The 23972-nt window shown below is 63.5% G+C and carries 9 protein-coding genes and 2 tRNA genes; all 11 read left to right on the top strand.

The genetic code is table 11. The features are described 5' to 3' along the window. The first annotated feature begins 31 nt into the window (after window positions 1-31). The 11 genes from rpoB to recD all read left to right on the top strand — a co-directional run bounded on the left by rpoB (window position 32) and on the right by recD (window position 23851). Window positions 32-4144, top strand: a complete 4113-nt coding sequence (rpoB, locus tag EIC84_RS17945; RefSeq protein WP_134737335.1) for a DNA-directed RNA polymerase subunit beta — start codon at window positions 32-34, stop codon at window positions 4142-4144. A 121-nt stretch (window positions 4145-4265) separates the two neighbouring features. After that, complete coding sequence (gene rpoC, locus EIC84_RS17940; protein ID WP_003065685.1) at window positions 4266-8489, top strand: DNA-directed RNA polymerase subunit beta'; 4224 nt, start codon at window positions 4266-4268, stop codon at window positions 8487-8489. Between the two features lie 207 nt (window positions 8490-8696). Next, window positions 8697-10082 carry a 16S rRNA (cytosine(967)-C(5))-methyltransferase RsmB gene (rsmB, locus tag EIC84_RS17935; RefSeq protein WP_003065680.1) on the top strand — a complete coding sequence of 462 codons (1386 nt, stop codon included), beginning with the start codon at window positions 8697-8699 and terminating at the stop codon, window positions 10080-10082. Between the two features lie 43 nt (window positions 10083-10125). Then, window positions 10126-10695: a DUF4390 domain-containing protein gene (locus EIC84_RS17930; protein ID WP_034362111.1), complete on the top strand. Its 570-nt coding sequence runs from the start codon at window positions 10126-10128 to the stop codon at window positions 10693-10695. Then, entirely contained in the window at window positions 10695-13016 is a 2322-nt protein-coding gene (locus EIC84_RS17925; RefSeq protein ID WP_003065675.1) for an ATP-binding protein, read from the top strand. The genes EIC84_RS17930 and EIC84_RS17925 overlap by 1 nt, the downstream gene beginning before the upstream one ends. A gap of 39 nt (window positions 13017-13055) precedes the next feature. Continuing rightward, on the top strand, window positions 13056-13721 hold the full coding sequence (locus tag EIC84_RS17920; protein ID WP_003065673.1) for a response regulator: 666 nt from the start codon (window positions 13056-13058) through the stop codon (window positions 13719-13721). A gap of 85 nt (window positions 13722-13806) precedes the next feature. Continuing rightward, a tRNA-Phe gene (locus tag EIC84_RS17915) sits at window positions 13807-13882 on the top strand. Window positions 13883-14055: 173 nt separating this feature from the next. Then, window positions 14056-14131: transfer RNA gene (locus EIC84_RS17910), tRNA-Phe, on the top strand. A 239-nt stretch (window positions 14132-14370) separates the two neighbouring features. Beyond that, window positions 14371-17958, top strand: coding sequence for an exodeoxyribonuclease V subunit gamma (recC, locus tag EIC84_RS17905; RefSeq protein ID WP_003065671.1), 3588 nt, complete (start codon window positions 14371-14373; stop codon window positions 17956-17958). Then, entirely contained in the window at window positions 17955-21767 is a 3813-nt protein-coding gene (gene recB, locus EIC84_RS17900; RefSeq protein WP_003065668.1) for an exodeoxyribonuclease V subunit beta, read from the top strand. Before recC ends, recB begins: the two co-directional genes overlap by 4 nt. Beyond that, complete coding sequence (gene recD / locus EIC84_RS17895; protein ID WP_003065666.1) at window positions 21764-23851, top strand: exodeoxyribonuclease V subunit alpha; 2088 nt, start codon at window positions 21764-21766, stop codon at window positions 23849-23851. Before recB ends, recD begins: the two co-directional genes overlap by 4 nt. Window positions 23852-23972: the final 121 nt, after the last annotated feature.

Raw genomic sequence — 23972 nt, 5'->3', positions numbered from 1 at the left:
CCCAGGACTCATGTCTTTGCCCGGAGATCTCATGGCCTATTCTTATACCGAACGCAAGCGAATCCGCAAAAGCTTCGGGAGCCGCGATAGCGTGCTCGAAGTGCCTTATCTGCTGCAGATGCAAAAAGATGCCTATACAGCATTCCTGCAGGCAGATGTAGCCCCCAAAAAACGTACCATTGATGGCCTGCAAGCGGCCTTCAATTCCGCCTTCCCCATCGTCTCCCACAATGGTTTTGTGGAGATGAAGTTTGTCGAGTACAACCTCGCCAAGCCCGCTTTCGACGTGCGTGAATGCCAGACCCGTGGTCTGACCTTCGCCTCCGCTGTCCGCGCCAAGGTCCAGCTGATCATCTATGACCGCGAGTCCTCCACGGCTCAGTCCAAGGTGGTCAAGGAAGTGAAGGAGCAAGAGGTCTACATGGGCGAAGTGCCCTTGATGACCGACAAGGGTTCGTTCATCATCAACGGTACCGAGCGCGTGATCGTGTCTCAGCTGCACCGTTCGCCTGGCGTGTTCTTCGAGCACGACAAGGGCAAGACCCATAGCTCGGGCAAGCTGCTGTTCTCGGCTCGCATCATTCCTTACCGCGGCTCCTGGCTGGACTTCGAGTTCGACCCCAAGGACCTGCTGTACTTCCGCGTCGACCGTCGCCGCAAGATGCCTGTGTCGATCCTGCTGAAGGCCATCGGCATGACGCCCGAGACCATCCTGGCAACGTTCTTCGTGAACGACAACTTCCGCCTGATGGACAGCGGTGCGCAGATGGAATTCGTGGCCGATCGCCTGAAGGGCGAAGTCGCGCGTTTCGACATCACCGACAAGTCCGGCAAGGTCGTGGTCGCCAAGGACAAGCGCATCACCGCTCGCCACACCCGCGAGCTGGAGCAGTCCGGCACCAAGTTCGTCAGCGTGCCCGAAGACTTCCTGCTGGGTCGTGTGCTGGCCAAGAACATCGTTGATCCCGATACCGGCGAAATCATCGCCAAGGCCAACGAAGAACTGACCGAAGCTCTGCTCAAGAAGCTGCGCAGCGCCGGCGTGCAGGACGTTCAGTGCATCTACACCAACGAACTGGACCAGGGCGCCTACATCTCGCAGACCCTGCGCACCGATGAAACCGTGGACGAGTTCGCTGCCCGCGTTGCCATCTACCGCATGATGCGTCCTGGCGAGCCTCCTACCGAGGACGCCGTGCAGGCCCTGTTCCAGCGCCTGTTCTACAACGCCGACACTTATGATCTGTCGCGCGTGGGCCGCATGAAGTTCAACGCCAAGATCGGCCGCGAAGGCGCGACCGGTCCCATGGTGCTGTCCAACGAAGACATCCTGGCCGTGGTCAAGATCCTGGTGGACCTGCGCAATGGCCGTGGCGAAGTCGACGATATCGACCACCTGGGCAACCGCCGCGTGCGTTGCGTGGGCGAACTGGCCGAAAACCAGTACCGCACCGGTCTGGCGCGTATCGAAAAGGCTGTGAAGGAGCGTCTGGGTCAGGCCGAGCAAGAGCCTCTCATGCCCCACGACCTGATCAACTCCAAGCCCATCTCTGCGGCCCTGAAGGAGTTCTTCGGTGCCTCGCAGCTGTCGCAGTTCATGGACCAGACCAACCCTCTGGCAGAAATCACGCACAAGCGTCGTGTTTCCGCCCAGGGCCCAGGCGGTCTGACCCGCGAACGTGCAGGCTTTGAAGTGCGTGACGTGCACGTGACCCACTATGGTCGCGTCTGCCCTATCGAAACGCCTGAAGGTCCCAACATTGGTCTGATCAACTCGCTGGCTCTGTACGCCCGCCTGAACGAGTACGGTTTCATCGAAACCCCGTACCGTCGCGTGGTGGACGGCAAGGTGACGATGGACATCGACTATCTGTCGGCCATCGAAGAAGGTAAGTACGTGATCGCCCAGGCCAACGCCGATCTGGATGCCGAAGGCAATCTGGTGGGCGAGCTGGTGTCGGCCCGTGAAGCCGGTGAATCGACCCTGGTGTCGGCCGAGCGCGTGCAATACATGGACGTGTCGCCTGCGCAGATCGTGTCCGTGGCCGCCTCGCTGATTCCCTTCCTGGAACACGACGATGCGAACCGTGCCTTGATGGGCGCCAACATGTCGCGTCAGGCCGTGCCTGTGCTGCGTCCTGAAAAGCCCATGGTCGGTACCGGTATCGAGCGCGTTGCTGCCGTGGACTCCGGCACCGTGGTCACTGCCAAGCGCGGCGGTATCGTGGACTATGTCGATGCCACCCGCATCGTGATCCGTGTGAACGACGACGAAGCCGTGGCCGGTGAAGTCGGCGTGGACATCTACAACCTGATCAAGTATCAGCGTTCCAACCAGAACACCAACATCCACCAGCGCCCCATCGTCAGCCGTGGCGACAAGCTGGCCAAGGGTGATGTGCTGGCGGACGGCGCTTCGACCGACCTGGGCGAAATCGCCATCGGCCAGAACATGCTGATCGCGTTCATGCCCTGGAACGGCTACAACTACGAAGACTCGGTGATGATCAACGAGCGCATCGTGGCTGACGATCGCTACACCTCGATCCACATCGAAGAGCTGGTGGTGATGGCTCGCGACACCAAGCTGGGTGCCGAAGAAATCACACGCGACATCCCCAACCTGTCCGAGCAGCAACTGAACCGCCTGGACGAGTCCGGCATCATCTACGTGGGCGCCGAAGTGCAACCCGGCGATGTGCTGGTGGGTAAGGTCACACCCAAGGGCGAGACCACGCTGACGCCTGAAGAGAAGCTGCTGCGCGCCATCTTCGGCGAGAAGGCTTCCGACGTGAAGGACACTTCTCTGCGTGTGGATCAGGGCTCGCAAGGTACCGTGATCGACGTGCAGGTGTTCACGCGTGAAGGCATCCAGCGCGACAAGCGTGCCCAGCAGATCATCGACGATGAACTCAAGCGCTTCCGCCTGGACCTGAACGACCAGCTGCGCATTGTGGAAGCCGACGCTTTCGACCGTATCGAGAAGCTGCTGACCGGCCGCGTGGCCAACGGCGGTCCTCAGAAGTTGTCCAAGGGCGCCAAGATCGACAAGGCCTATCTGGACGGCGTGGAGAAGTTCCACTGGTTCGACATTCGCCCTGCCGAAGACGATGTGGCCGCTCAGCTGGAGTCCATCAAGAACTCCATCGAGCAGCAGCGTCACACCTTCGACCTGGCGTTCGAGGAAAAGCGCAAGAAGCTCACGCAAGGCGACGAGCTGCCTGCCGGCGTGCTCAAGATGGTCAAGGTCTACCTGGCCGTCAAGCGTCGTCTGCAGCCCGGCGACAAGATGGCCGGCCGTCACGGCAACAAGGGTGTGGTCTCCAAGATCACTCCCGTGGAAGACATGCCTTTCCTGGCCGACGGCACCACTGCCGACATCGTGCTGAACCCGCTGGGCGTGCCTTCGCGTATGAACATCGGTCAGGTGCTGGAAGTGCACTTGGGCTGGGCCGGCAAGGGCCTGGGCCAGCGCATCGGCGACATGCTGCAAAAGGAAGCCCGCGCTGCTGAAGTGCGTGCCTTCCTGGAAGAGATCTACAACCGCAGCGGCCGCAAGGAAGAGCTGTCTCAGCTGGACGACGGCGAAGTCATGTCCATGGCCAAGGAGCTGACCACGGGCGTGCCGTTCGCAACGCCAGTGTTCGACGGTGCTTCCGAAGCCGAAATCAAGGACATGCTGAAGCTGGCCTACCCTGACGACATCGCTGCCGCCAAGGGTCTGACCGAGACACGCACTCAGGCTTATCTGTATGACGGCCGCACCGGCGAGCGCTTCGAGCGTCCGACCACCGTGGGCTATATGCACTACCTGAAGCTGCACCACTTGGTCGACGACAAGATGCATGCCCGCTCCACCGGTCCTTACTCGCTGGTGACGCAACAGCCTCTGGGCGGTAAGGCCCAGTTCGGTGGTCAGCGTTTCGGTGAAATGGAAGTGTGGGCGCTGGAAGCTTACGGCGCCGCCTATGTGCTGCAGGAAATGCTGACTGTGAAGTCCGACGACGTGGTCGGTCGTACCAAGGTGTACGAGTCCATCGTCAAGGGCGAGCACTCGATCGAAGCGGGCATGCCCGAATCGTTCAACGTGCTGGTCAAGGAAATCCGCTCTCTGGGCTTGGACATCGAGCTCGAACGTTCTTAAGCCCTATTAAACAGAGAGCTGCAACCGCTTTAAAACAAAGGATTTGCGCTTGGTTCGTTGCTGAAACCAAGGCAAATCCAGCGGTGGCTGCAATGATTTTTGACGAAAAGGAAAGAGTTACATGAAATCGCTACTCGACCTGTTCAAGCAATTTACGCCTGATGAGCATTTCGATGCCATCAAGATCGGCCTGGCCTCGCCCGAGAAGATCCGTTCCTGGTCTTTCGGCGAAGTGAAGAAGCCTGAAACGATCAACTACCGTACTTTCAAGCCCGAGCGTGATGGTCTGTTCTGCGCCAAGATCTTTGGCCCGATCAAGGACTACGAATGCCTGTGCGGCAAGTACAAGCGCCTCAAGCACCGCGGTGTGATCTGCGAGAAGTGCGGCGTTGAAGTCACACAGACCAAGGTGCGTCGCGAACGCATGGGTCACATCGACCTGGCCGCGCCCTGCGCTCACATCTGGTTCCTGAAGTCCCTGCCTTCGCGCCTGGGCCTGGTGCTGGACATGACGCTGCGCGACATCGAGCGCGTGCTGTACTTCGAAGCCTATGTGGTGACCGATCCCGGCATGACTCCGCTGAAGAAGTTCAGCATCATGACCGAGGACGACTACGACGCCAAGCAACTCGAGTACGGCTACGATGAGTTCACCGCCAAGATGGGCGCTGAAGGCATCAAGGACCTGCTCGAAGGCATCGACATCGACGTCGAGATTGAGCGCCTGCGCAACGATCTGACCGGCTCCGAAGTCAAGGTCAAGAAGAACGCCAAGCGCCTGAAGCTGCTCGAAGCGTTCAAGAAGTCCGGCATCAAGCCCGAGTGGATGGTGATGGAAGTGCTGCCCGTGCTGCCTCCCGATCTGCGTCCTCTGGTGCCTCTGGACGGTGGCCGTTTCGCCACTTCCGACCTGAACGACCTGTACCGCCGCGTCATCAACCGCAACTCGCGTCTGCGTCGTCTGCTCGAGCTCAAGGCTCCTGAAATCATTGCGCGCAACGAAAAGCGCATGCTGCAGGAAGCGGTGGACTCGCTGCTGGACAACGGCCGTCGCGGCAAGGCCATGACGGGCGCCAACAAGCGTGCCCTGAAGTCTCTGGCCGACATGATCAAGGGCAAGAGCGGTCGTTTCCGTCAGAACTTGCTGGGCAAGCGCGTGGACTACTCCGGTCGTTCCGTGATTACCGTGGGTCCTTACCTCAAGCTGCACCAGTGCGGTCTGCCCAAGCTGATGGCGCTGGAGCTGTTCAAGCCCTTCATCTTCGCGCAGCTCGAGCAGCGCGGCATCGCCACGACCATCAAGGCTGCCAAGAAGGAAGTGGAAGCCGGTACGCCCGTGGTGTGGGACATCCTTGAAGAAGTCATCAAGGAACACCCCATCATGCTCAACCGTGCGCCTACGCTGCACCGTCTGGGTATCCAGGCTTTCGAGCCCATCCTGATCGAAGGCAAGGCCCTGCAACTGCACCCGCTGGTCTGCGCGGCCTTCAACGCCGACTTCGACGGTGACCAGATGGCTGTTCACGTGCCCCTGTCTGTGGAAGCGCAGATGGAAGCCCGCGTGCTGATGCTGGCCTCGAACAACGTGCTGTTCCCCGCTTCGGGCGAACCCTCCATCGTTCCTTCTCAGGACGTGGTGCTGGGTCTGTATCACGCCACGCGTGAAAAGATCAACGGCAAGGGCGAAGGCATGGTGTTTGCCGACCTGATGGAGCTGCAACGCGCTCTGGATGCTGGCGAGACCGAACTGCACGCCAAGATCAGCGTGCGCCTGACCGAGTGGAACAAGAACAAGGAAACTGGCGAATTCGAGCCCGTGACCTCGCTCGTGGAAACCACCGTGGGCCGTGCCCTGTTGTCTGAAATCCTGCCCAAGGGCCTGGCTTTCAGCAACATGAACAAGGCGCTGAAGAAGAAGGAAATCTCCAAGCTGATCAACGCCTCCTTCCGCAAGTGCGGTCTGAAGGCCACGGTCGTGTTTGCCGACAAGCTGCTGCAAAACGGTTTCCGTCTGTCCACGCACGCCGGTATCTCGATCTCCATCGACGACATGCTGGTGCCTCCGCAAAAGGCCGACATCCTGGCCCGCGCAGAGTCCGAAGTGAAGGAGATCGAGCAGCAGTACGTCTCGGGTCTGGTGACCTCGGGCGAGCGCTACAACAAGGTGGTGGACATCTGGGGCAAGGCCGGCGACGACGTGTCCAAGGTGATGATGGACCAGCTCAAGGTCCAGAAGACCACCGACCGTCACGGCAACGAAGTCGATCAGGAATCGTTCAACGCGATTTACATGATGGCCGACTCCGGCGCCCGTGGCTCCGCAGCGCAGATTCGTCAGCTGGCCGGTATGCGTGGTCTGATGGCCAAGCCTGACGGCTCCATTATTGAGACGCCTATCACCGCGAACTTCCGCGAAGGCCTCAACGTGCTGCAGTACTTCATCTCGACCCACGGTGCTCGTAAGGGTCTGGCCGACACGGCGCTGAAGACGGCTAACTCCGGTTACCTGACTCGTCGTCTGGTGGACGTGACGCAGGATCTGGTCGTGAACGAACAGGATTGCGGTACCTCCAACGGCTATCTGATGCGCGCCATCGTCGAAGGTGGTGAAGTGATCGAATCCCTGCGCGACCGTGTGCTGGGCCGTTCGACCGCCGAAGAAGTGCTGCACCCCGAAACCCGTGCCGTGCTGGTGCCTGCCGGCACCTTGCTCAACGAAGACACCATCGAAGAGCTGGAAGCCCAGGGCGTGGACGAAATCAAGGTGCGTACGGCTCTGACCTGCGAAACCCGTTTCGGTCTGTGCGCAACCTGCTACGGTCGCGACCTGGGTCGTGGCGGCCTGATCAACCTCGGCGAAGCCGTGGGTGTGATCGCTGCCCAGTCCATCGGTGAACCCGGCACGCAGCTGACCATGCGTACCTTCCACATCGGTGGTGCCGCTTCGCGCGCTGCCATCGCCTCGAGCGTGGAAGCCAAGTCCAATGGCGTGATCGGCTTCAACAGCACGATGCGCTATGTGTCCAACACCAAGGGCGAGCTGGTGGTGATTTCGCGTTCCGGCGAGATCGTGATCAGCGAAAACGGCCGCGAGCGCGAGCGTCACAAGGTGCCTTATGGCGCCGTGCTGACCATCAAGCCCGACGAAGCCATCAAGGCCGGCAAGATCCTGGCGAACTGGGACCCGCTGACTCGACCCATCATTACCGAATACGCCGGTCAAGTGCGTTTCGAGAATGTGGAAGAAGGTCTGACGGTGGCCAAGCAGGTCGACGAAGTGACCGGTCTGTCCACTCTGGTGGTGATCGACCCCAAGCGTCGTGGCTCTGCCAAGGTGGTGCGTCCCCAGGTCAAGCTGATCGACGCCAACAACCAGGAAGTCAAGATCCCTGGTACCGACCACGCCGTGACGATCGGCTTCCAGGTCGGCGCCCTGATTCAGGTGCGCGACGGCCAGGACGTGGGCCCCGGCGAAGTGCTGGCCCGTATCCCTGTGGAAGGCCAGAAGACCCGCGACATTACCGGTGGTCTGCCCCGTGTGGCCGAGCTGTTCGAAGCCCGTACGCCCAAGGACAAGGGCACGCTGGCCGAGATGACCGGTACCGTGTCCTTCGGCAAGGAAACCAAGGGCAAGATCCGCCTGCAGATCACCGATCTGGAAGGCAAGGTCTGGGAAGAGCTGGTGCCCAAGGAGCGCAACATTCTGGTCCACGAAGGCCAGGTGGTGAACAAGGGCGAGTCCATCGTTGACGGTCCTGCCGATCCTCAAGACATCCTGCGTCTGCTGGGTATCGAAGAGCTGTCGCGCTACATCGTGGACGAGGTGCAGGACGTTTACCGCCTGCAGGGTGTGAAGATCAACGACAAGCACATCGAAGTGATCGTGCGTCAGATGCTGCGTCGCGTGATCATCGAGAACTCCGGCGATACCACCTACATCCAGGGTGAACAGGTCGAGCGTTCCGAGGTGCTCAACACCAACGAACAGATGCAGAAGGAAGGCAAGCTGCCTGCCACGTACTCCAACGTGCTGCTGGGCATCACCAAGGCTTCGCTGTCGACCGACTCGTTCATCTCTGCGGCTTCCTTCCAGGAAACCACCCGTGTTCTGACCGAAGCTGCCATCATGGGCAAGCGCGACGAGCTGCGTGGCCTGAAGGAAAACGTGATCGTGGGTCGTCTGATCCCCGCCGGTACCGGTCTGGCCTATCACCAGGCTCGCAAGGCCAAGGACGAAATGGACGATGCCGAGCGTCGTGCCATCGCCGAAGCCGAAGAAGCCGAGCTGGCCGGTGTGCTGGCTGATGACGTCGAAGCACCTGCTGGCGACGCCTCTGCCGACTAAGCATGGCACTGGGCCGCGGCCGGCAACGGCTGCGGTTCGCTGCTGATGCACCGCGCTCCCGCTCTGCCTTGTGCAGACGGGAGCGTTTTTCATTGATCAAGACACGATTTGCGCAAGCTCGGATCAGACATGGTGTTTTCTCGATAGAAATGCCCGCTGTGCATCCTGGTCTGCGTCAGTTCTACAAGATTTTCAGGTCTGCTCTTCATGACTTCCAAGCCTTCCCAACCCAAGAACGCCGCTGCAGGTGCTGCCGTGCCCAACGCTCCTGCCCTGTGGCAACAGCTGGATGCGGTGGCCAAGGCCTTGCACGGCATCCTGGGTGGTCAGTCCAGCAAGGCTGTGCTGGCACAGGTGCCGCAGCGCTTGCGTCCGGGAGTGCAGGCCTTGCTGTTCCAGGTGCTGCGCAATCTGGGGCGTGCCCAGGCGCTGCAAAAGCAGCTGGCGCCGCGCCCACCGGCACCCAAGGTCAGTGCCTTGCTGAGCACTGCGTTGGCACTGGCCTGGGATGAGACCCAAGCCCCATATCCGCCCTTCACCCTGGTCAACCAGGCCGTGGAAGCCGCCAAGAACGGCGCGGCACGCGCGCAGTCCGGCTTCATCAACGCCTGCCTGCGCCGCTTTCTGCGCGAGCGCGATGCCCTGGTGAGCGCGACCGACAACGATCCCGTGGCCGTCTGGAATCACCCTGCATGGTGGATTGCCCGGCTCAAAAAAGACCATCCCCAGGACTGGCAGACCATTTTGGCGGCCAACAACGCCCAGCCGCCCATGACGCTGCGGGTGAATGCACAGAAAAGCACTCCAGCCCAGTATCAGAATGCGCTGCAGGCGATGAACCTGAAGTCGACAGCTGTCGCCGAGTGCGGCCTGCAACTCGAGCAGGCCGTGCCTGTGCAGGAGCTGCCGCAGTTTGAAGAGGGATGGGCCTCGGTGCAGGACGGCGCGGCGCAGGCCGCAGCACCGCTGCTGCTGGCCGGTTTGCCCGAGCCCCAGGGCCGCCCGCTGCGCGTGCTGGATGCCTGTGCTGCGCCCGGCGGCAAGACTGCCCATCTGCTTGAGCGCGCTGCGCCCGGCGGCATCGAAGTCACGGCCCTGGAGATCGACCCCGAGCGGGCTCGCCGCATCGGTGAAACCTTGTCGCGCCTGGGCCTGAAGGCCAAGGTGCTGGTGGCCGATGCGTCCGCGCCCCAGGCGTGGTTCGAATCGCAATGTGGCGGTCAGTTCTTCGATGCGATCTTGCTCGATGCGCCTTGCACGGCATCTGGCATTGTGCGTCGCCAGCCCGATGTGCGCTGGCTGCGCCGTGAGAGCGATGTGGCCCAGCTGGCAGACATCCAGTCCAGGCTGCTCGATACCCTGTGGCCGCTGCTGCAGCCCGGCGGCCGCATGGTCTATTGCACCTGCTCGGTCTTCAAGGCCGAGGGCGATGCCCAGATGCAAGCGTTTCTTGCGCGCAACACTACGGCGGCCAGCTTGCCTGCTCCGGGTCATTTAATTCCCGGCAAAGCTGCCAAACACGATTCCGTGGCAGACAATCCCCTGGGTGACCACGACGGCTTTTTTTACGCTCTGCTGGAAAAATTGCGCTAACGCTGTAGCGGGGGCCTTGCGGCGTGCGACCCGTGCAGCTTCGCTGGTGCTGGCGCTGTCCCTGGTTTTCGTGCTGGCCCGGGCCGATACCGTGCCGCCGGATATCAGCTCCATGCAGGTCACGCGTACCGACGAGGGGGTGTTTCTCTCGGCCAATCTGCAGTTCGAGCTGCCCGGTCAGGTTGAAGATGCCCTGCGCCAGGGCATTCCCATGTATTTCATTGCCGAGGCTCAGGTGCAGCGCGAGCGCTGGTACTGGTCCGATCAGCAATTGGGCGTCGCCACCCGCTATTACCGCATTACGCACCAGCCGCTGACCAGGCGCTGGCGTTTGCATATCTCCAATTCCGCCTTCACCGGCGGCAGCGGTACCGGACTGGCACTGGGCCAGTCCTACGAGCAGCTGGAGGATGCCATCGCAGCCATTCAACGCATTTACCGCTGGAAGATTCTGGACTCCGGCCAGCTCGGCTCCACCTCCGGCGTCTCGGTGCAACTGCGCTTTCGCGTAGATCTGTCGTCCCTGCCCAGACCTTTACAGATTGGGGCTCTGGGGCGCTCGGGCTGGAATCTGCAACTGTCGCGCACCCAGACGCTGGAGGCTGCTCCCTGATGGCTGACATCAAGCTCCCGGACGGCGAAGCCGGCGGCTCCTCTGCCGCGCGCTGGTCGCGCGCCACGCGCTGGGCCGTTGGCACGGGCGTGGCGTTGATGGTGGTGGTGGGGGTGCTGCTGCTGTTCCTGCTGACCCTGGCCACGAATAACCGGCTGGCCTATGAGCGCAACTACAACTGGCTGTTTGCCGCCAATGTCGTTGTGGCCGGATTGCTGCTGCTGGTGCTGTTCTGGGGCGGCTTGCGCCTGGCTCTGAGGCTCAGGCGCGGGCGTTTTGGCAGCAAGCTGCTGCTCAAGCTGGCGGGCATCTTCACCCTGGTGGGCTTGCTGCCGGGCTTGTTGATCTATGTGGTGTCCTACCAGTTCGTCTCACGCTCCATCGAGAGCTGGTTCGACGTCAAGGTCGAAGGGGCGCTGTCCGCCGGCGTGAGCCTGGCCAGTGCCACGCTGGATACCGTGGCCAATGACATGGCCAACAACACGCGCACGGCAGGCCTTCAGCTCTCTCAGACTTCGGATGCAGGGGCGGCACTGATGCTGGAGCGCATCCGAGATCAGATCGGTGCCTCCGATGTAGTGCTCTGGAATGCATCGGGCAAGGCCATTGCCAGTGCCGGTCAGTCTCAATTCAGCCTGGCGCCGGAGCGGCCCAACACCCAGCTGCTGCGCAGCTTGAAGGAGCAGGGCGGTCAGCGTGCCGTGGCCAGCATCGAAGGCCTGGATGATGCCGGCGACGTGCCTGCCGATCAGGCCGCGGCCAACGCCAAGGTGCGCACACTGGCGCTGGTGCCCAGCTCGGCAGTGAATCTGTTGGAGGAGGCGCGTTATCTGCAGGCCACGATTCCCTTGCCGCAAGCCCTGGTCAGCAATGCCCTGGCCGTGCAGGAGGCCAATCGCGAGTATCAGGAGCGAGCACTTGCTCGCGGTGGATTGCAGCGCATGTATATCGGTACTCTGACGCTGGCGCTCTTTCTGGCCGTGTTTGGGGCCGTGGTGCTGGCCGTGGTGCTGGGCAACCAACTGGCCAAGCCCTTGTTGTTGCTGGCCCAGGGCATGCGCGATGTGGCGCGTGGCGATTTGCGCCCCAAGCCTGCGCTGCAGAGCAAGGACGAGATTGGCGGGCTGACGCGCTCTTTTGCCGTCATGACCCAGCAACTGGCCGACGCACGCTCCGACGCCAACCGCAATCTGCTGCAACTCGATGCGGCGCGCAGCAATCTGCAGACCATTCTGGACAACCTTACTTCGGGCGTCATCGTGCTCGATCGCTCCGGACGCATCGTGCTCAGCAATCCCGGTGCAACACGCATTCTGCGCGCGCCCATGGCGGTGTTCCAGGGCAAGCGCCTGCGCGATGTCTCGGGTTTGCAGGACTTTGCGCGCGTGGTGCAGGAGCAGTTCGAGATCTTTCTCGGCGATGCTTCGGCCGAGCAGGGGCGCGACCGCTGGCAGCAGGTCTATGAGCTGGACGCGGGCAACGGCAACGGCGATGTGGTGCACAACACCACCAGCCTGGTCATGCGCGGCGCGGAGTTGCCCGACGACCAGCGTCTGCTGGTGTTTGACGACATCTCGGAGATCGTCTCTGCCCAGCGCGCACAGGCCTGGGGCGAGGTGGCGCGCCGCGTGGCGCATGAGATCAAGAATCCGCTGACGCCGATTCAGCTGTCTGCCGAGCGTCTGGCGATGAAGCTGACCGACAAGCTGCAGCCTGCGGAGCAGGCGCTGCTGGCCAAATCCGTGAAGACCATCGTCGATCAGGTGGGGGCCATGAAGCGTCTGGTCGATGAGTTTCGTGAATATGCACGTTTGCCGGCTGCCAATCTGCAAGCGCTGGATCTGAATGCACTGGTCGCTGAGGTGCTGCAGCTCTATGGCGAAGAGAATGCGGCGGTGCGTGTGGAGGCATCGCTCGACGAAGCCTGTCCGCTGATTCAGGGCGATAGCCAGCAATTGCGTCAGGTCATCCACAATCTTTTGCAAAATGCGCAAGATTCCACGGCGCAAAGAGCGCAGGAAACAGGGCAGACTCCAGGATCCGTCACCATCGAAACCCGCTGGATGGACACGGCCCAGCGTGTGCGCCTGAGCATCAGCGACAGTGGCACAGGTTTTGCTCCCAATATTCTTCAAAGAGCCTTCGAGCCCTATGTGACCACCAAGTCTCGCGGCACAGGCCTGGGTTTGGCCGTGGTCAAAAAAATCGCCGACGAGCATGGCGCAAGAGTGGACCTGGGTAATCGAGAGGAAGACGGGGTAGTGCAAGGCGCGCGAGTGTCGCTATCATTTGTACCTAACGACCGTGCGGGGGCGGCTTGATCCCGTTCCGCACAAGGCATAGCAACAGGCTTTAGACACATGGCAAACATACTAGTGGTCGACGACGAACTGGGGATCCGGGATTTGTTGTCGGAAATCCTCAACGACGAAGGTCATAGTGTGGACGTGGCGGAGAACGCCACGCAGGCACGCGTATCCAGGGCAACCCACAACTACGATCTGGTGCTGCTGGACATCTGGATGCCGGACACCGACGGCGTCACCCTGCTCAAGGAATGGGCCACGGCCGGTCAGCTCACCATGCCCGTCATCATGATGAGCGGTCATGCGACCATCGAAACGGCCGTTGAGGCAACGCGTATCGGTGCGCTGTCATTCCTCGAAAAGCCCATCACCATGCAGAAGCTGCTCAAGGCGGTGGAGCAGGGGCTGGCGCGAAGCACGGCCAGCCAGGGCTCGGAAACTGCAGCGCATGCCAGCAACGGCACGGCTCCATCGGCCGTGGTCAGCATCACGGCCCAGGCGGCGGAAGACAATCTGCCCAATTCGCACCAAGGCTTCGATCTCGACCGCCCTTTGCGCGAGGCGCGCGACGGCTTTGAAAAAGCCTATTTCGAATTCCACCTGGCACGCGAAGGCGGCTCCATGACGCGCGTGGCCGAGAAGACCGGCCTTGAGCGTACCCACCTGTATCGCAAGCTGCGCCAACTGGGCGTGGACCTTGGACGCAATCGCCGCGGATAATTTCCAAAAAATTCGCAGTTTTCGATTTGGGCTCCAAAAGTGTGCCTATAATCGTGGCTTCAGCACTCAAGGGTGCCGAAGAAAAGGCCCGGTAGCTCAGTCGGTAGAGCAGAGGATTGAAAATCCTTGTGTCGGCGGTTCGATTCCGTCCCAGGCCACCAGATTCAAAGCCCTGGATCAGCAATGATTCAGGGCTTTTCTGCATCCGGACCTGCTTTTTCGGTGGCATAGCAGGCCGGCGAATGCTTGGGGCTGGAATGCCCAGGCGGGGCAGGATGCAGAAAAATATGCCTATAATCGCCGCTTCAGCAAATTCAAGTTGCTGGACAGCACAGGCCCGGTAGCTCAGTCGGTAGAGCAGAGGATTGAAAATCCTTGTGTCGGCGGTTCGATTCCGTCCCAGGCCACCAAATTTAAAGCCCCGGATCAGCAATGATCCGGGGCTTTTCTCATTGCAGCCTCGGAATGTCCGCGATGGGCTGTTGGTAATAAAAGTAGAGCGGCTTGCGCTTTTCTTTGCTTGATTTCAAGGCGTTTCAGCTCTAGTTTGCTTTATGGATAAGCGCAACCAGCTTTTCATTTGATAGCGCCTGCATGCTGCCGTTAAGCTTGCAGCTTTCATCGTGCACAGACAGGCACAGGAGCGCGTGTGACAGCAGAGCAGCAATCAAGGGCGTCGCAACCGGCAGCTAACTGGCAGCCGGGCCTGATCGCCATTCACGGCAACCAGACCGAGGCGCTGGCCGATACCGTGCTGGCCTGGCTGGCGGCGCATCCCTTGCAGGCGCTGGAGCCCGAGATCGTGCTGGTGCAAAGCAACGGCATGGCCGAGTGGTTCAAGATGCGCATGGCCGAGCAGCAGGGCGTGTGCGCCGCTGCACAGGTCGAACTGCCGGCGCGCTTTGTCTGGCGCAGCTACCGGCAGATTCTGGGCAGGCATGAGGTGCCGCGTGAATCGCCGCTGGACAAGACGCCCATGATCTGGCGCCTGATGCGTCTGCTGCCGCAATGCCTGGGCGAGCCTGCGTTCGCACCGATTGCCAACTTTCTGCGCCCTGGCGAGCCGCAGCGTCTGCTGCAGCTGGCCGAAAAGCTGGCCGACCTGTTCGATCAGTACCAGATCTACCGCGCCGACTGGCTGGCCGCCTGGGAGCAGGGCGAGGATGTGCTGCGTACAGCGGGCCGCCCCGACGAGCCAGTGCCCGAAGGGCAGCTCTGGCAGCCCCAGCTGTGGCACAAGGTGCTGGCCGAACTCGATGAGCAGGAGCGTGCCGCCACCCGCCCGGCCCTGCTGGCGCGGATTCTGGACGCGCTGCAAAGCGGTCAGCCGCCCGTCACGCCGCTGGCGCGCCGCGTGGTGGTGTTCGGCATGAGCCAGATGCCGCTGTCTTTGATGCAGTTTTTGAGCGGCATTGCCCAGCACAGCCAGGTGCTGATTGCCGTGCCCAACCCCTGCCGCTTTCACTGGGCCGATGCCATCGACGGGCGCGAGCTGCTGCGCCAGAAGCGCCGCCGCCATGCCGACAAGGGCGGCAAGGATCTGGCGCAGATTCCGCTGGCGGCCATGCACGCCCATGCCCATCCGCTGCTGGCGGCATGGGGGCGGCAGAGCCGCGACTATGTGCGCCAGCTCGATGCCTTCGACACCACGGGCGACACGGCCGTGCAATGGGGCTGGCCGCGTGTGGATGTGTATGACGAGGCCGACGCGAGCGAGCTGATCGACGCACCGCTGCTGGTCCAGGTGCAGCAGCGCATTCGCGATCTGGTGCCCATGTCGGAGCACCCTGCGGTCGAGATCGCGGCGGCCGACCAGTCCATCGTCTTTCACAAGGCCCATGGCCTGGTGCGCGAGCTCGAAGTGCTGCACGACCAACTGCTGCAATGGCTGGCCGAGCCTGCCGCTGCGGGCCGCGCTGTGCTGGCGCCGCGCGAGGTGGTGGTCATGCTGCCGTCGATCGAAGAGGCTGCGCCCGCCATCCGCGCCGTGTTCGGCCAGTACGGTCGCCACGATGCGCGCCATATTCCGTTTGATATCGCCGACGTGGGCGCGCGTGCCAGCAGTCCGCTGGTGACGGCGCTGCAATGGCTGCTCAAGCTGCCGCAGCAGCGTTGCCGTCTGAGCGAGTTGTGCGACCTGCTCGATGTGCCCGCCGTGGCGGCGCGCGTGGGTCTGGCGGCCGACGATCTGCCCCAGCTCACGCACTGGATGGCCGGTGCGGGCATTCGCTGGGGGCTCAACCATGCGCAGCGAGCACAGTTGGGCCTGGCGGCCTGTGGTGATCCCAACAGCGCCTGGTTCGGCCTGCGCCGCATGCTGCTGGGCTATGCCAGCGGGCCGGCGCTGGAGGCCGCCTTCGACGAGGCACAGGTGTTTGCCGGCATGGAGCCCTATGACGAAGTGGGCGGCCTGACGGCCGAGCTGGCCGGATCGCTGGCCAGCTTGCTGGGGCGCATGCTGCAGTGGTGGCAAACGGCTGCTACGGCTGCGGCTCCCGAGGTCTGGGCCCAGCGTTTTCGAAGTCTGATGGACGACTTCTTTGTCGCGCAGGGCGATGAAGACCAGGCCTTGTGCGCCGCACTCGACACGGCCCTGGTCGGCTGGCAGGCTGCCTGCGAGCAAGCGGGTTTTGAGGCCCTCATTCCGCTGGAAGTGGCACAGGAGGCCTGGTTGCAGGCCCTGTCCGAGCCCGCGCTCAACCAGCGTTTTCGCTCCGGCGGCGTGACTTTCTGCACGCTGATGCCGATGCGTGCCATCCCCTTCGAAGTGGTGTGTCTGCTGGGCATGAACGATGGCGACTACCCGCGCCGCGCCACGCGCGTGGACTTCGATCTGATGGCCTTGCCCGGGCAGCAGCGCCCCGGTGATCGCGCGCGCCGCGATGATGACCGCCAGCTGATGCTGGATGCCTTGCTGTCGGCCCGCAGCAAGCTCTATATCAGCTGGGCCGGCCGCCATGTGCGCGACAACAGCGAGCAGCCCCCCTCGGTGCTGGTCTCGCAGCTGCGCGACTATCTGAGCCAGGGCTGGCAGGGTGAAGGCAGCGCAGGACTTTCCGCCCGCGAGCGAGGGGATCTGCTGCTGGCCCAGCGTACCCGCCAGCATCCTTTGCAGCCCTTCAGCCGCCGCTATTTCGAACAGGCTTCGGGCCTGTCGACTTTCGCACGCGAATGGTATGGCGTGCATGAAGAGCGGGCAGCGCAGGTGCTGCCGGTCGTGGCTGCCTTCGAGCCCGACCCCGAGGTGCCGCTGACGCTGGCGCGACTGACGGAATTTCTGCGCCATCCCGCACGCAGCTTTCTGCGCAATCGCTTGCAGGTGCGCTTTGAACAGGACGAGGAGCTGCTGGAGGACGACGAGCTTTTCAGCGTCGATGGCCTGACCGCCTACGGTCTGATTCAGCAGCTGCAGCAAAGCGTGCGCACGCAGCTGGCGCATGATGCGGCGCTGGACGTGGGCCTGCAGGTGCAACGCCAGGTGCAGCGCCTGGGGCGTGCCGGCGTGTTGCCGCTGGCAGGTCTTGGCAGGCGCGAGGCCGATGCCTTGCAGGCCCAGGCCACGCCGTCGTTGCTGGCCTGGCAGCAGCAGATGCGGCTATGGCCCCATGCGGCGCCGCGCGAGCGGCTGTTGCTGCACTCCGGTGCGGTCACGCTGGACGACTGGATGGATGGCTTGCAGGAGCGCGAAGAGCCGTCTTCGGATGCGGGCCACAGCCGCTGCTGGTTCGCGCTGGAGCCGCGCACGCTGCTGAACAAGAAAGGGGAGCTTCAGGCCTACAAGCTGCTGCCCATTTATGTGCGCAGTCTGGCGCTTTCAAGCACGGGCAGCGACACGCTGATGTGCGTGATCGCACGCGACACCCTGGTCTGGGTGCAGCCGCTGGAGCCGGAGGCGGCCACGCAGCGCTTGCAAGCCTTGATGCAGCTGTGGCTGGCGGGCCAGAACGAGCCCTTGCCGCTGCCTCTCAAAAGCGCCATCGCAGCCGGCCTGGACGATTTGAGCGTCGCAGCACAGGCCTACGAGGGCGGCTACATGCTGGGCGGCGAATGCGAAGACCCCAGCTGGGCGCGCTGCTACCCCGACTGGGAGGCACTGACGGCCGATCTGCGCTTCCACGTCCTGGCCAAGCAGGTCTATGGCCCGCTGCATGACTGGCTGGCTGCGCAGGTGCAGACCGAGGATCTGCCCTTGTTGCATCGCGCAGACCAGGACGAACAACCAGGAGAGCCGGCATGAGCACGCCCGCCAACCCCATGAAGCCCGGCAGCCAGGCGCTGCAGCCCCTGCATTTCCCGCTCTGGGGTTCGCGCCTGATCGAAGCCAGTGCGGGCACAGGCAAGACCTGGACCATTGCCGCACTCTATCTGCGGCTGGTATTGGGCCATGGCGCAGAGAACGGCTTTGCCCGAGCCTTGATGCCGCCCGATATTCTGGTCATGACCTTCACGCGGGCCGCCACGCGCGAGCTGTCGGACCGCATCCGTGCCCGCTTGATCGAGGCCGTGCAATGCTTTCGCGGCGAGGCCGAACCGGCGGCGCACGACAGCTTCTTGCGCGACCTGCGCGATGCCTATGCCGAAGGCGAGCTGCGCGACACAGCTGCCTGGCGGCTGGACATGGCTGCGCAGTGCATGGACGATGCCGCCATCCACACCATAGACGCCTGGTGCCAGCGCATGCTGCGCGAGCATGCGTTTGACAGCGGCAATCTGTTTGATGAAACGCTGGAGGCCGATGAAAGCCAGCGTCAGACCGAGGCTGCACAGGATTACTGGCGCCAGCAGTGTTATCCGCTTTCGGGCGAGGTGCTGGAGGCGGCGCTGCAGGTCTGGCCCGATGTGCAGGCCCTGGTCAAGGATATGCAGTCGCTGCTGCGTGAAAACATAGCCGCCACGGCGGGCGCCGGAACCTTGGGTGAATGCATTACGCAGACAAATGCAGAGCGTGCGCAGCGACTGCAAGCGCTGGCCGATGGCTGGGAAGCCAAGGCCGAGCGCATGTTGCGCTGGATTGAGGGTGAGCTAGACGGCCGCGCCGCGCTGTGGGACAAGCGAAAGCTGCAGGCTCGCTACTACACAGGCTGGTTTACGGCGCTGACCGTTTGGGCGCAAGACCCGTTGAACCGGTCGCTGGAACTCAGCGATTCCGCACGCAAGCGCCTCAGCCCAGAGGGTATGGCCGAGGCCTTCAAGGGCTCGACCATGGACTTGCTGCTGCCCACTGAATTTTCCGAGCTGGAGCAATTGCTGAAAGCGTTGACCGAGCTGCCGTCCATCAAAGTGGCGCTGCGCCTGCATGCGGCAGTCCACGTGCAGCAGCGCCTGCTGTGGCTCAAGCGCCAGGCCGGCACTTTCGGTTTTGCCGATATGCAGCAGCGCCTGGATGCGGCTCTGGCTGGCGATAACGGCCCCGCGCTGCAAGCCGGCATCCTGGCCCAGTACCCGGTGGCGCTGATTGACGAGTTCCAGGACACCTCGCCGCTGCAATACCGGCTGTTCGACCAGATCTACCGCACGGCAGACAACAGCGCGGGCAGCGCACTGCTGCTGATCGGCGACCCCAAGCAGTCCATCTACGGCTTTCGTGGTGCGGACATCTACAGCTATCTGCAGGCCAGGCAGGCGACCGAGGGCCGCCACTATGTGCTGGACACCAACTTCCGCTCCACCGAGGCGCTGGTCGATGCGGTCAACCAATGGTTTGTGCAGGCTGAAGTGCGCGAAGGCGAGGGTGCGTTCATGTTCCGCGCCGGGCAGAGCAATCCGCTGCCGTTCGAGAGCGTCAAGGCCAATGGCCGCAAGGAGCTGCTGATGCAGGGCAGCCAGCGCATGGCCGCGCTGACCATTGCCTGGGATGGCAGCAGCGATGAGCCGCTGAGCAATGACGACATCCGCCGCCGTGGTGCGGAGTTCTGCGCCAGCCAGATCGTGCAGTGGCTGATGGACGGTGCCACGGGCTTTGCCGAAGCCGGCCAGCCGCTGCAGCGCCTGCGTCCGGCCGATATCGCGGTGCTGGTGCGCACTGGCAAGGAGGCCGCTGCCGTGCGCCGCGCACTGGCGCGGCGCAATGTGGCCTCGGTCTATCTCTCCGATCAGGACTCGGTCTTCGCCAGCGGCGAGGCGCAGGATCTGCTGCTGTGGCTGCGTGCCGTGGCCGCGCCTCTGGACGGACTGGCCGTGCGTGCCGGTCTGGCCACGCCCATGATGGGTCTGTCGTTTGACGAGCTGGCCTGGCTGGCCAGCGATGACGAGGCCTTCGATGCGCGCAGCGAGCTGCTCAAGGAACTGCACAGTCTCTGGCAGCGCCTGGGCGTGCTGGCCATGCTGCGCCAGACGCTGTACCGCTTTGAATTGCCGGCGCGCTGGCTGAAGGACATGGGCGGCGAGCGCCGTCTGACCAACTATCTGCACCTGGCCGAGCTGCTGCAAGGCGCGAGTGCCCAGCTGGAGGGCGAGCAGGCGCTGATCCGCTGGCTGGCCACCCAGATCGAGAGCCCGGGCGCGGCCGGCGATGCACAGATCGTGCGGCTGGAGTCGGATGCTGATCTGGTCAAGGTCGTCACCGTGCACAAGAGCAAGGGGCTGGAGTACCCACTGGTCTGCCTGCCGTTCGGCGGCAGCTTCCGGCCTGTGGACGGCAAGGCGGCCTATCTTTCGCTGCCCGTGCAGATCGATGGCGCACCCGCGCGCGAGCTGGTGCTGGACTACGACGATGCACAGCTGGCGCAGGCCGACAAGGAACGCCTGCGCGAGGATCTGCGCCTTCTCTATGTGGCGCTGACCCGCCCGCGCCATGCACTGTGGATGGGGTTAGCCCCCATGAAACGCGGCAACAGCAAAAACTGTGTGAACGAACAGGGTGCGGCAGGCTATCTGCTGGCCGGAGATGTTTCTCAGGCCGCAGCCAGCTGGCGCGCCAGCATACAGGCCCTGAGCGAGCGTTGCACGCAGATCGCCGTGGTGGATCTGCCGGCCGAACTGCCCGTGGCCTCGCGCTATGTGGCCGCGCAGGCCTTGCCCGCCCTGGCCGCCGCGCCCGTGTACGAGGCGCAGTTCGACCGCCGCTGGGGCATTGGCAGCTTTTCGTCGCTGACCCGCGCCATGGCCGCACCCAGCCTGCCAGTCCTGCCGGTGGCCGCACAAAGTCCCGCCGAGGACGAGCGTGCGCTGCAGGCCCAGGAAGCGGGTGAAGCTGCGCTGGACCTGGGCGTCATCAACGACGTCATGACTGCCCTGCCCAACTTGACCAGATTCGCCGCCGGTGCGCGCAGCGATGCTGCGGTGTGGCACCGCTTCATGCGCGGCCCGGTGGTGGGCAATTTCCTGCACGACCAGCTGGAATGGCTGGCCGCAGAGGACTTTGCGCTGCTGCCCGAGGATGATCCTGGCAACAGTGAACCCCTGGCGGCCCGACTGCTGCGCCGCTGCGAGCGCGCGGGCCGCAAGGAGCAGGCCGCCGATGTGCTGCAGTGGCTGCGCGCCGTGGTGCACCAGCCGCTGGCGCCGCTCGGCGTCTCGCTGGCGCAATTGGGCGAAGGTGATGCGCTATTGCCCGAGATGGAGTTCTGGCTGCCGGCGCGGCGCCTGTCGGCACCTGGTATCGACGCGCTGTGCCGCCGGCACATCCTTGCCGGCCAGCCGCGCCCGGTGCTGCCCGAGCGCGAGCTGCACGGCATGCTGATGGGCTTTGCCGATCTGGTGTTTCACCATGGCGGCCGTTACTGGGTGCTGGATTACAAGACCAACCACCTGGGCCAGGACGGCGCGGCCTACGCCCCTCAGGCGCTGGAGCAGGCCATGCTTGAGCACCGTTATGACGTGCAGGCTGCGCTGTATCTGCTGGCTCTGCACCGCCTGCTGCAAAGCCGGCTGGGCGCGGCTTACGACCCCCGGGAACAACTGGGCGGCGCGCTCTATTTCTTCCTGCGCGGTCTTGATGGCGAGGCCGCCGGCATGCATGTGCTGAAGCCGCCGCTGGCGCTGCTGGACGGGCTGGAGGCCCTTCTCGGAGATAACGAAAAGGAATTGAAGGAGGAGCAGCCATGAAGGGCCGCCGCAAAGCCGATCTGCAGACGCTGGACCTGTTTGCAGCCCCCGCGGATGGCGACACGATTGCATTAGGCACGACGGACTGGCTGGCCGCGCTGGAGCGACTGGCCGACGCGGGCCTGCTGCGCCGCCTGGACAGCGCCCTAGCGGCCTTTGTCGCCGCGCAGGACGCAGAGGCCGGACCTGAACTGCTGGTGGCCACCGCCGTGCTGGCGCAGATGGAGGGGCGCGGTCACAGCTGCCTGCCCTTGAAGGCGCTGGCTGGCGATCCCAATCAGATTCTTGCCTGGCCCAAAGAGGCAGAGCGCTTGCAGCAATCGCTATGGGAGCAATTGCCCGGCCGGCTGGCTGACTGGCTGCAGGCCCTGCGCCGCAGCCCCGTGGTGCGTGTCGTGCAGCCGGGAACGGTAGTGGCAGACCGAGGTCAGCCGCTGGTGCTGCTGGACGGCGCTGCGCCCTTGCTGTATCTGCGCCGCTACTGGGACTATGAGCGCAGCGTGGCCACCCATATGGCGCAGCGTACGGCGGCCGATGCGGTGGTGCTTGACGAGCCCAGGGTGCGCGAATGGCTGGGGCGGCTTTTCAGCTCGTCCGCAGCTGCCGCAAATGCGGTGGACTGGCAAAAGCTGGCTTGCGCGCTGGCGCTGCGGGGGCATATGTCCGTCATCACCGGCGGGCCGGGCACGGGCAAGACCTATACCGCGGCCCGCCTACTGGCGCTGCTGTTTGCTACGGCGCCGGATGCCGCGCAGCTGCGCGTCGCGCTGGCTGCGCCAACCGGCAAGGCGGCGGCGCGGCTCAAGCAGTCCATCGATAGCTCGCTGCTGGAGCTCAAGGAGGCCGTGGGCCGCGAGCTGGATCTGGAAGCGCTGGTCAAACGCATGGGGGCGGCACGCACCCTGCATTCGCTGCTGGGGGCCAGGCCTGACACGCGGCGCTTTGCCCACCATGCAGGCAATCCGCTGGATGTGGATGTGCTCATTGTCGATGAGGCCTCCATGATCCACCTCGAGATGATGGCCGCACTGCTGCAGGCCCTGCCGCCTACGGCGCGCCTGATTCTGCTGGGCGACAAGGATCAGCTCGCCTCGGTGGAGGCTGGTGCCGTGTTGGGCGATCTGTGCCGCGATGCGCAGCGGGGCAATTACGCGCCGGACACCGCGACCTATGTCGAGCGCGTGACGGGCCAGTCCCTGCCTGCACAGTACCTGGCGCCGGCCAGGGCCTTGCCGCTGGCTCAGCACACCGTCATGCTGCGCGAGAGCCGTCGCTTTGGCGGCCCTATCGGTCTGCTGGCACAGGCCGTGAATGCCGGCGATGCACCTTCTGCCATGGCGCTGCTGCGCACGCAGACCCAGGCCGGCCCGCATGCCGAACTCTGGGCGCGCGAAGGCGGTGAGGTCGAGGCCGTGGTGCGCAGCGCCGTGCAAGGCCGTGGCGGCATGGCCAGCTATGCCGCCTATGCCGAGGTGCTGGCACAACATGGGCAGGGCAAGGGACGCGGCTTTGCCACCGAGGCCGAGCACCAGCAATGGGTGAGGGAGGTGCTGGCCGCCTTCGACCGCTACCGCCTGCTGTGCGCCGTGCGCGACGGCAACTGGGGCGTGGCGGGCCTGAACCGCGCGGTGGAGCAGGCCTTGCAGGCCATGGGCGCCATACGCAAGGAAGGCGAGTGGTATATGGGTCGTCCGGTAATGGTCACGCGCAACGATGCGCAGCTGGGCGTGTTCAACGGCGATATCGGCATGGCCCTGCCCAGCTTTGCCGACCCGGCGCGGCTGCGCGTGTACTTCATGCAGGGCGAGCAGCTGCACCATGTCAGCACGGCGCGCCTGGCCCATGTGGAGACCGCATTTGCCATGACGGTGCACAAGAGCCAGGGCTCGGAGTTCGAGCACACGGCGCTGGTGCTGGCCGCGCAGGGCGGCAATGTGCTCAGCCGCGAGCTGGTCTATACCGGCATCACGCGGGCGCGCAAGGCGTTTTCGCTGTGGACCGAAGTGCCCGGCCTGCTGGTGTCGGCGATGGGCAGTCCCACGCAGCGCAGCAGCGGTTTGCTGGGATTCATGGAACGTGCGTAGTAGCCTAGGGGTGAGGCTCTGCTTTGATAGCAGTGACCGCAATCCAGGTAACACTGGAGGCCGATTTCGCTCAACCTATAAAGGTTTCCCATCCGGCTTTGCTCGAAGTGATGAGCCAGTG

The organism is Comamonas sp. A23, assembly GCF_004522605.1.
GTDB lineage: Bacteria > Pseudomonadota > Gammaproteobacteria > Burkholderiales > Burkholderiaceae_C > Comamonas > Comamonas thiooxydans.
Note: the sequence above shows the minus strand (reverse complement) of the source record. Positions and strands in the feature narration are given on the sequence as shown.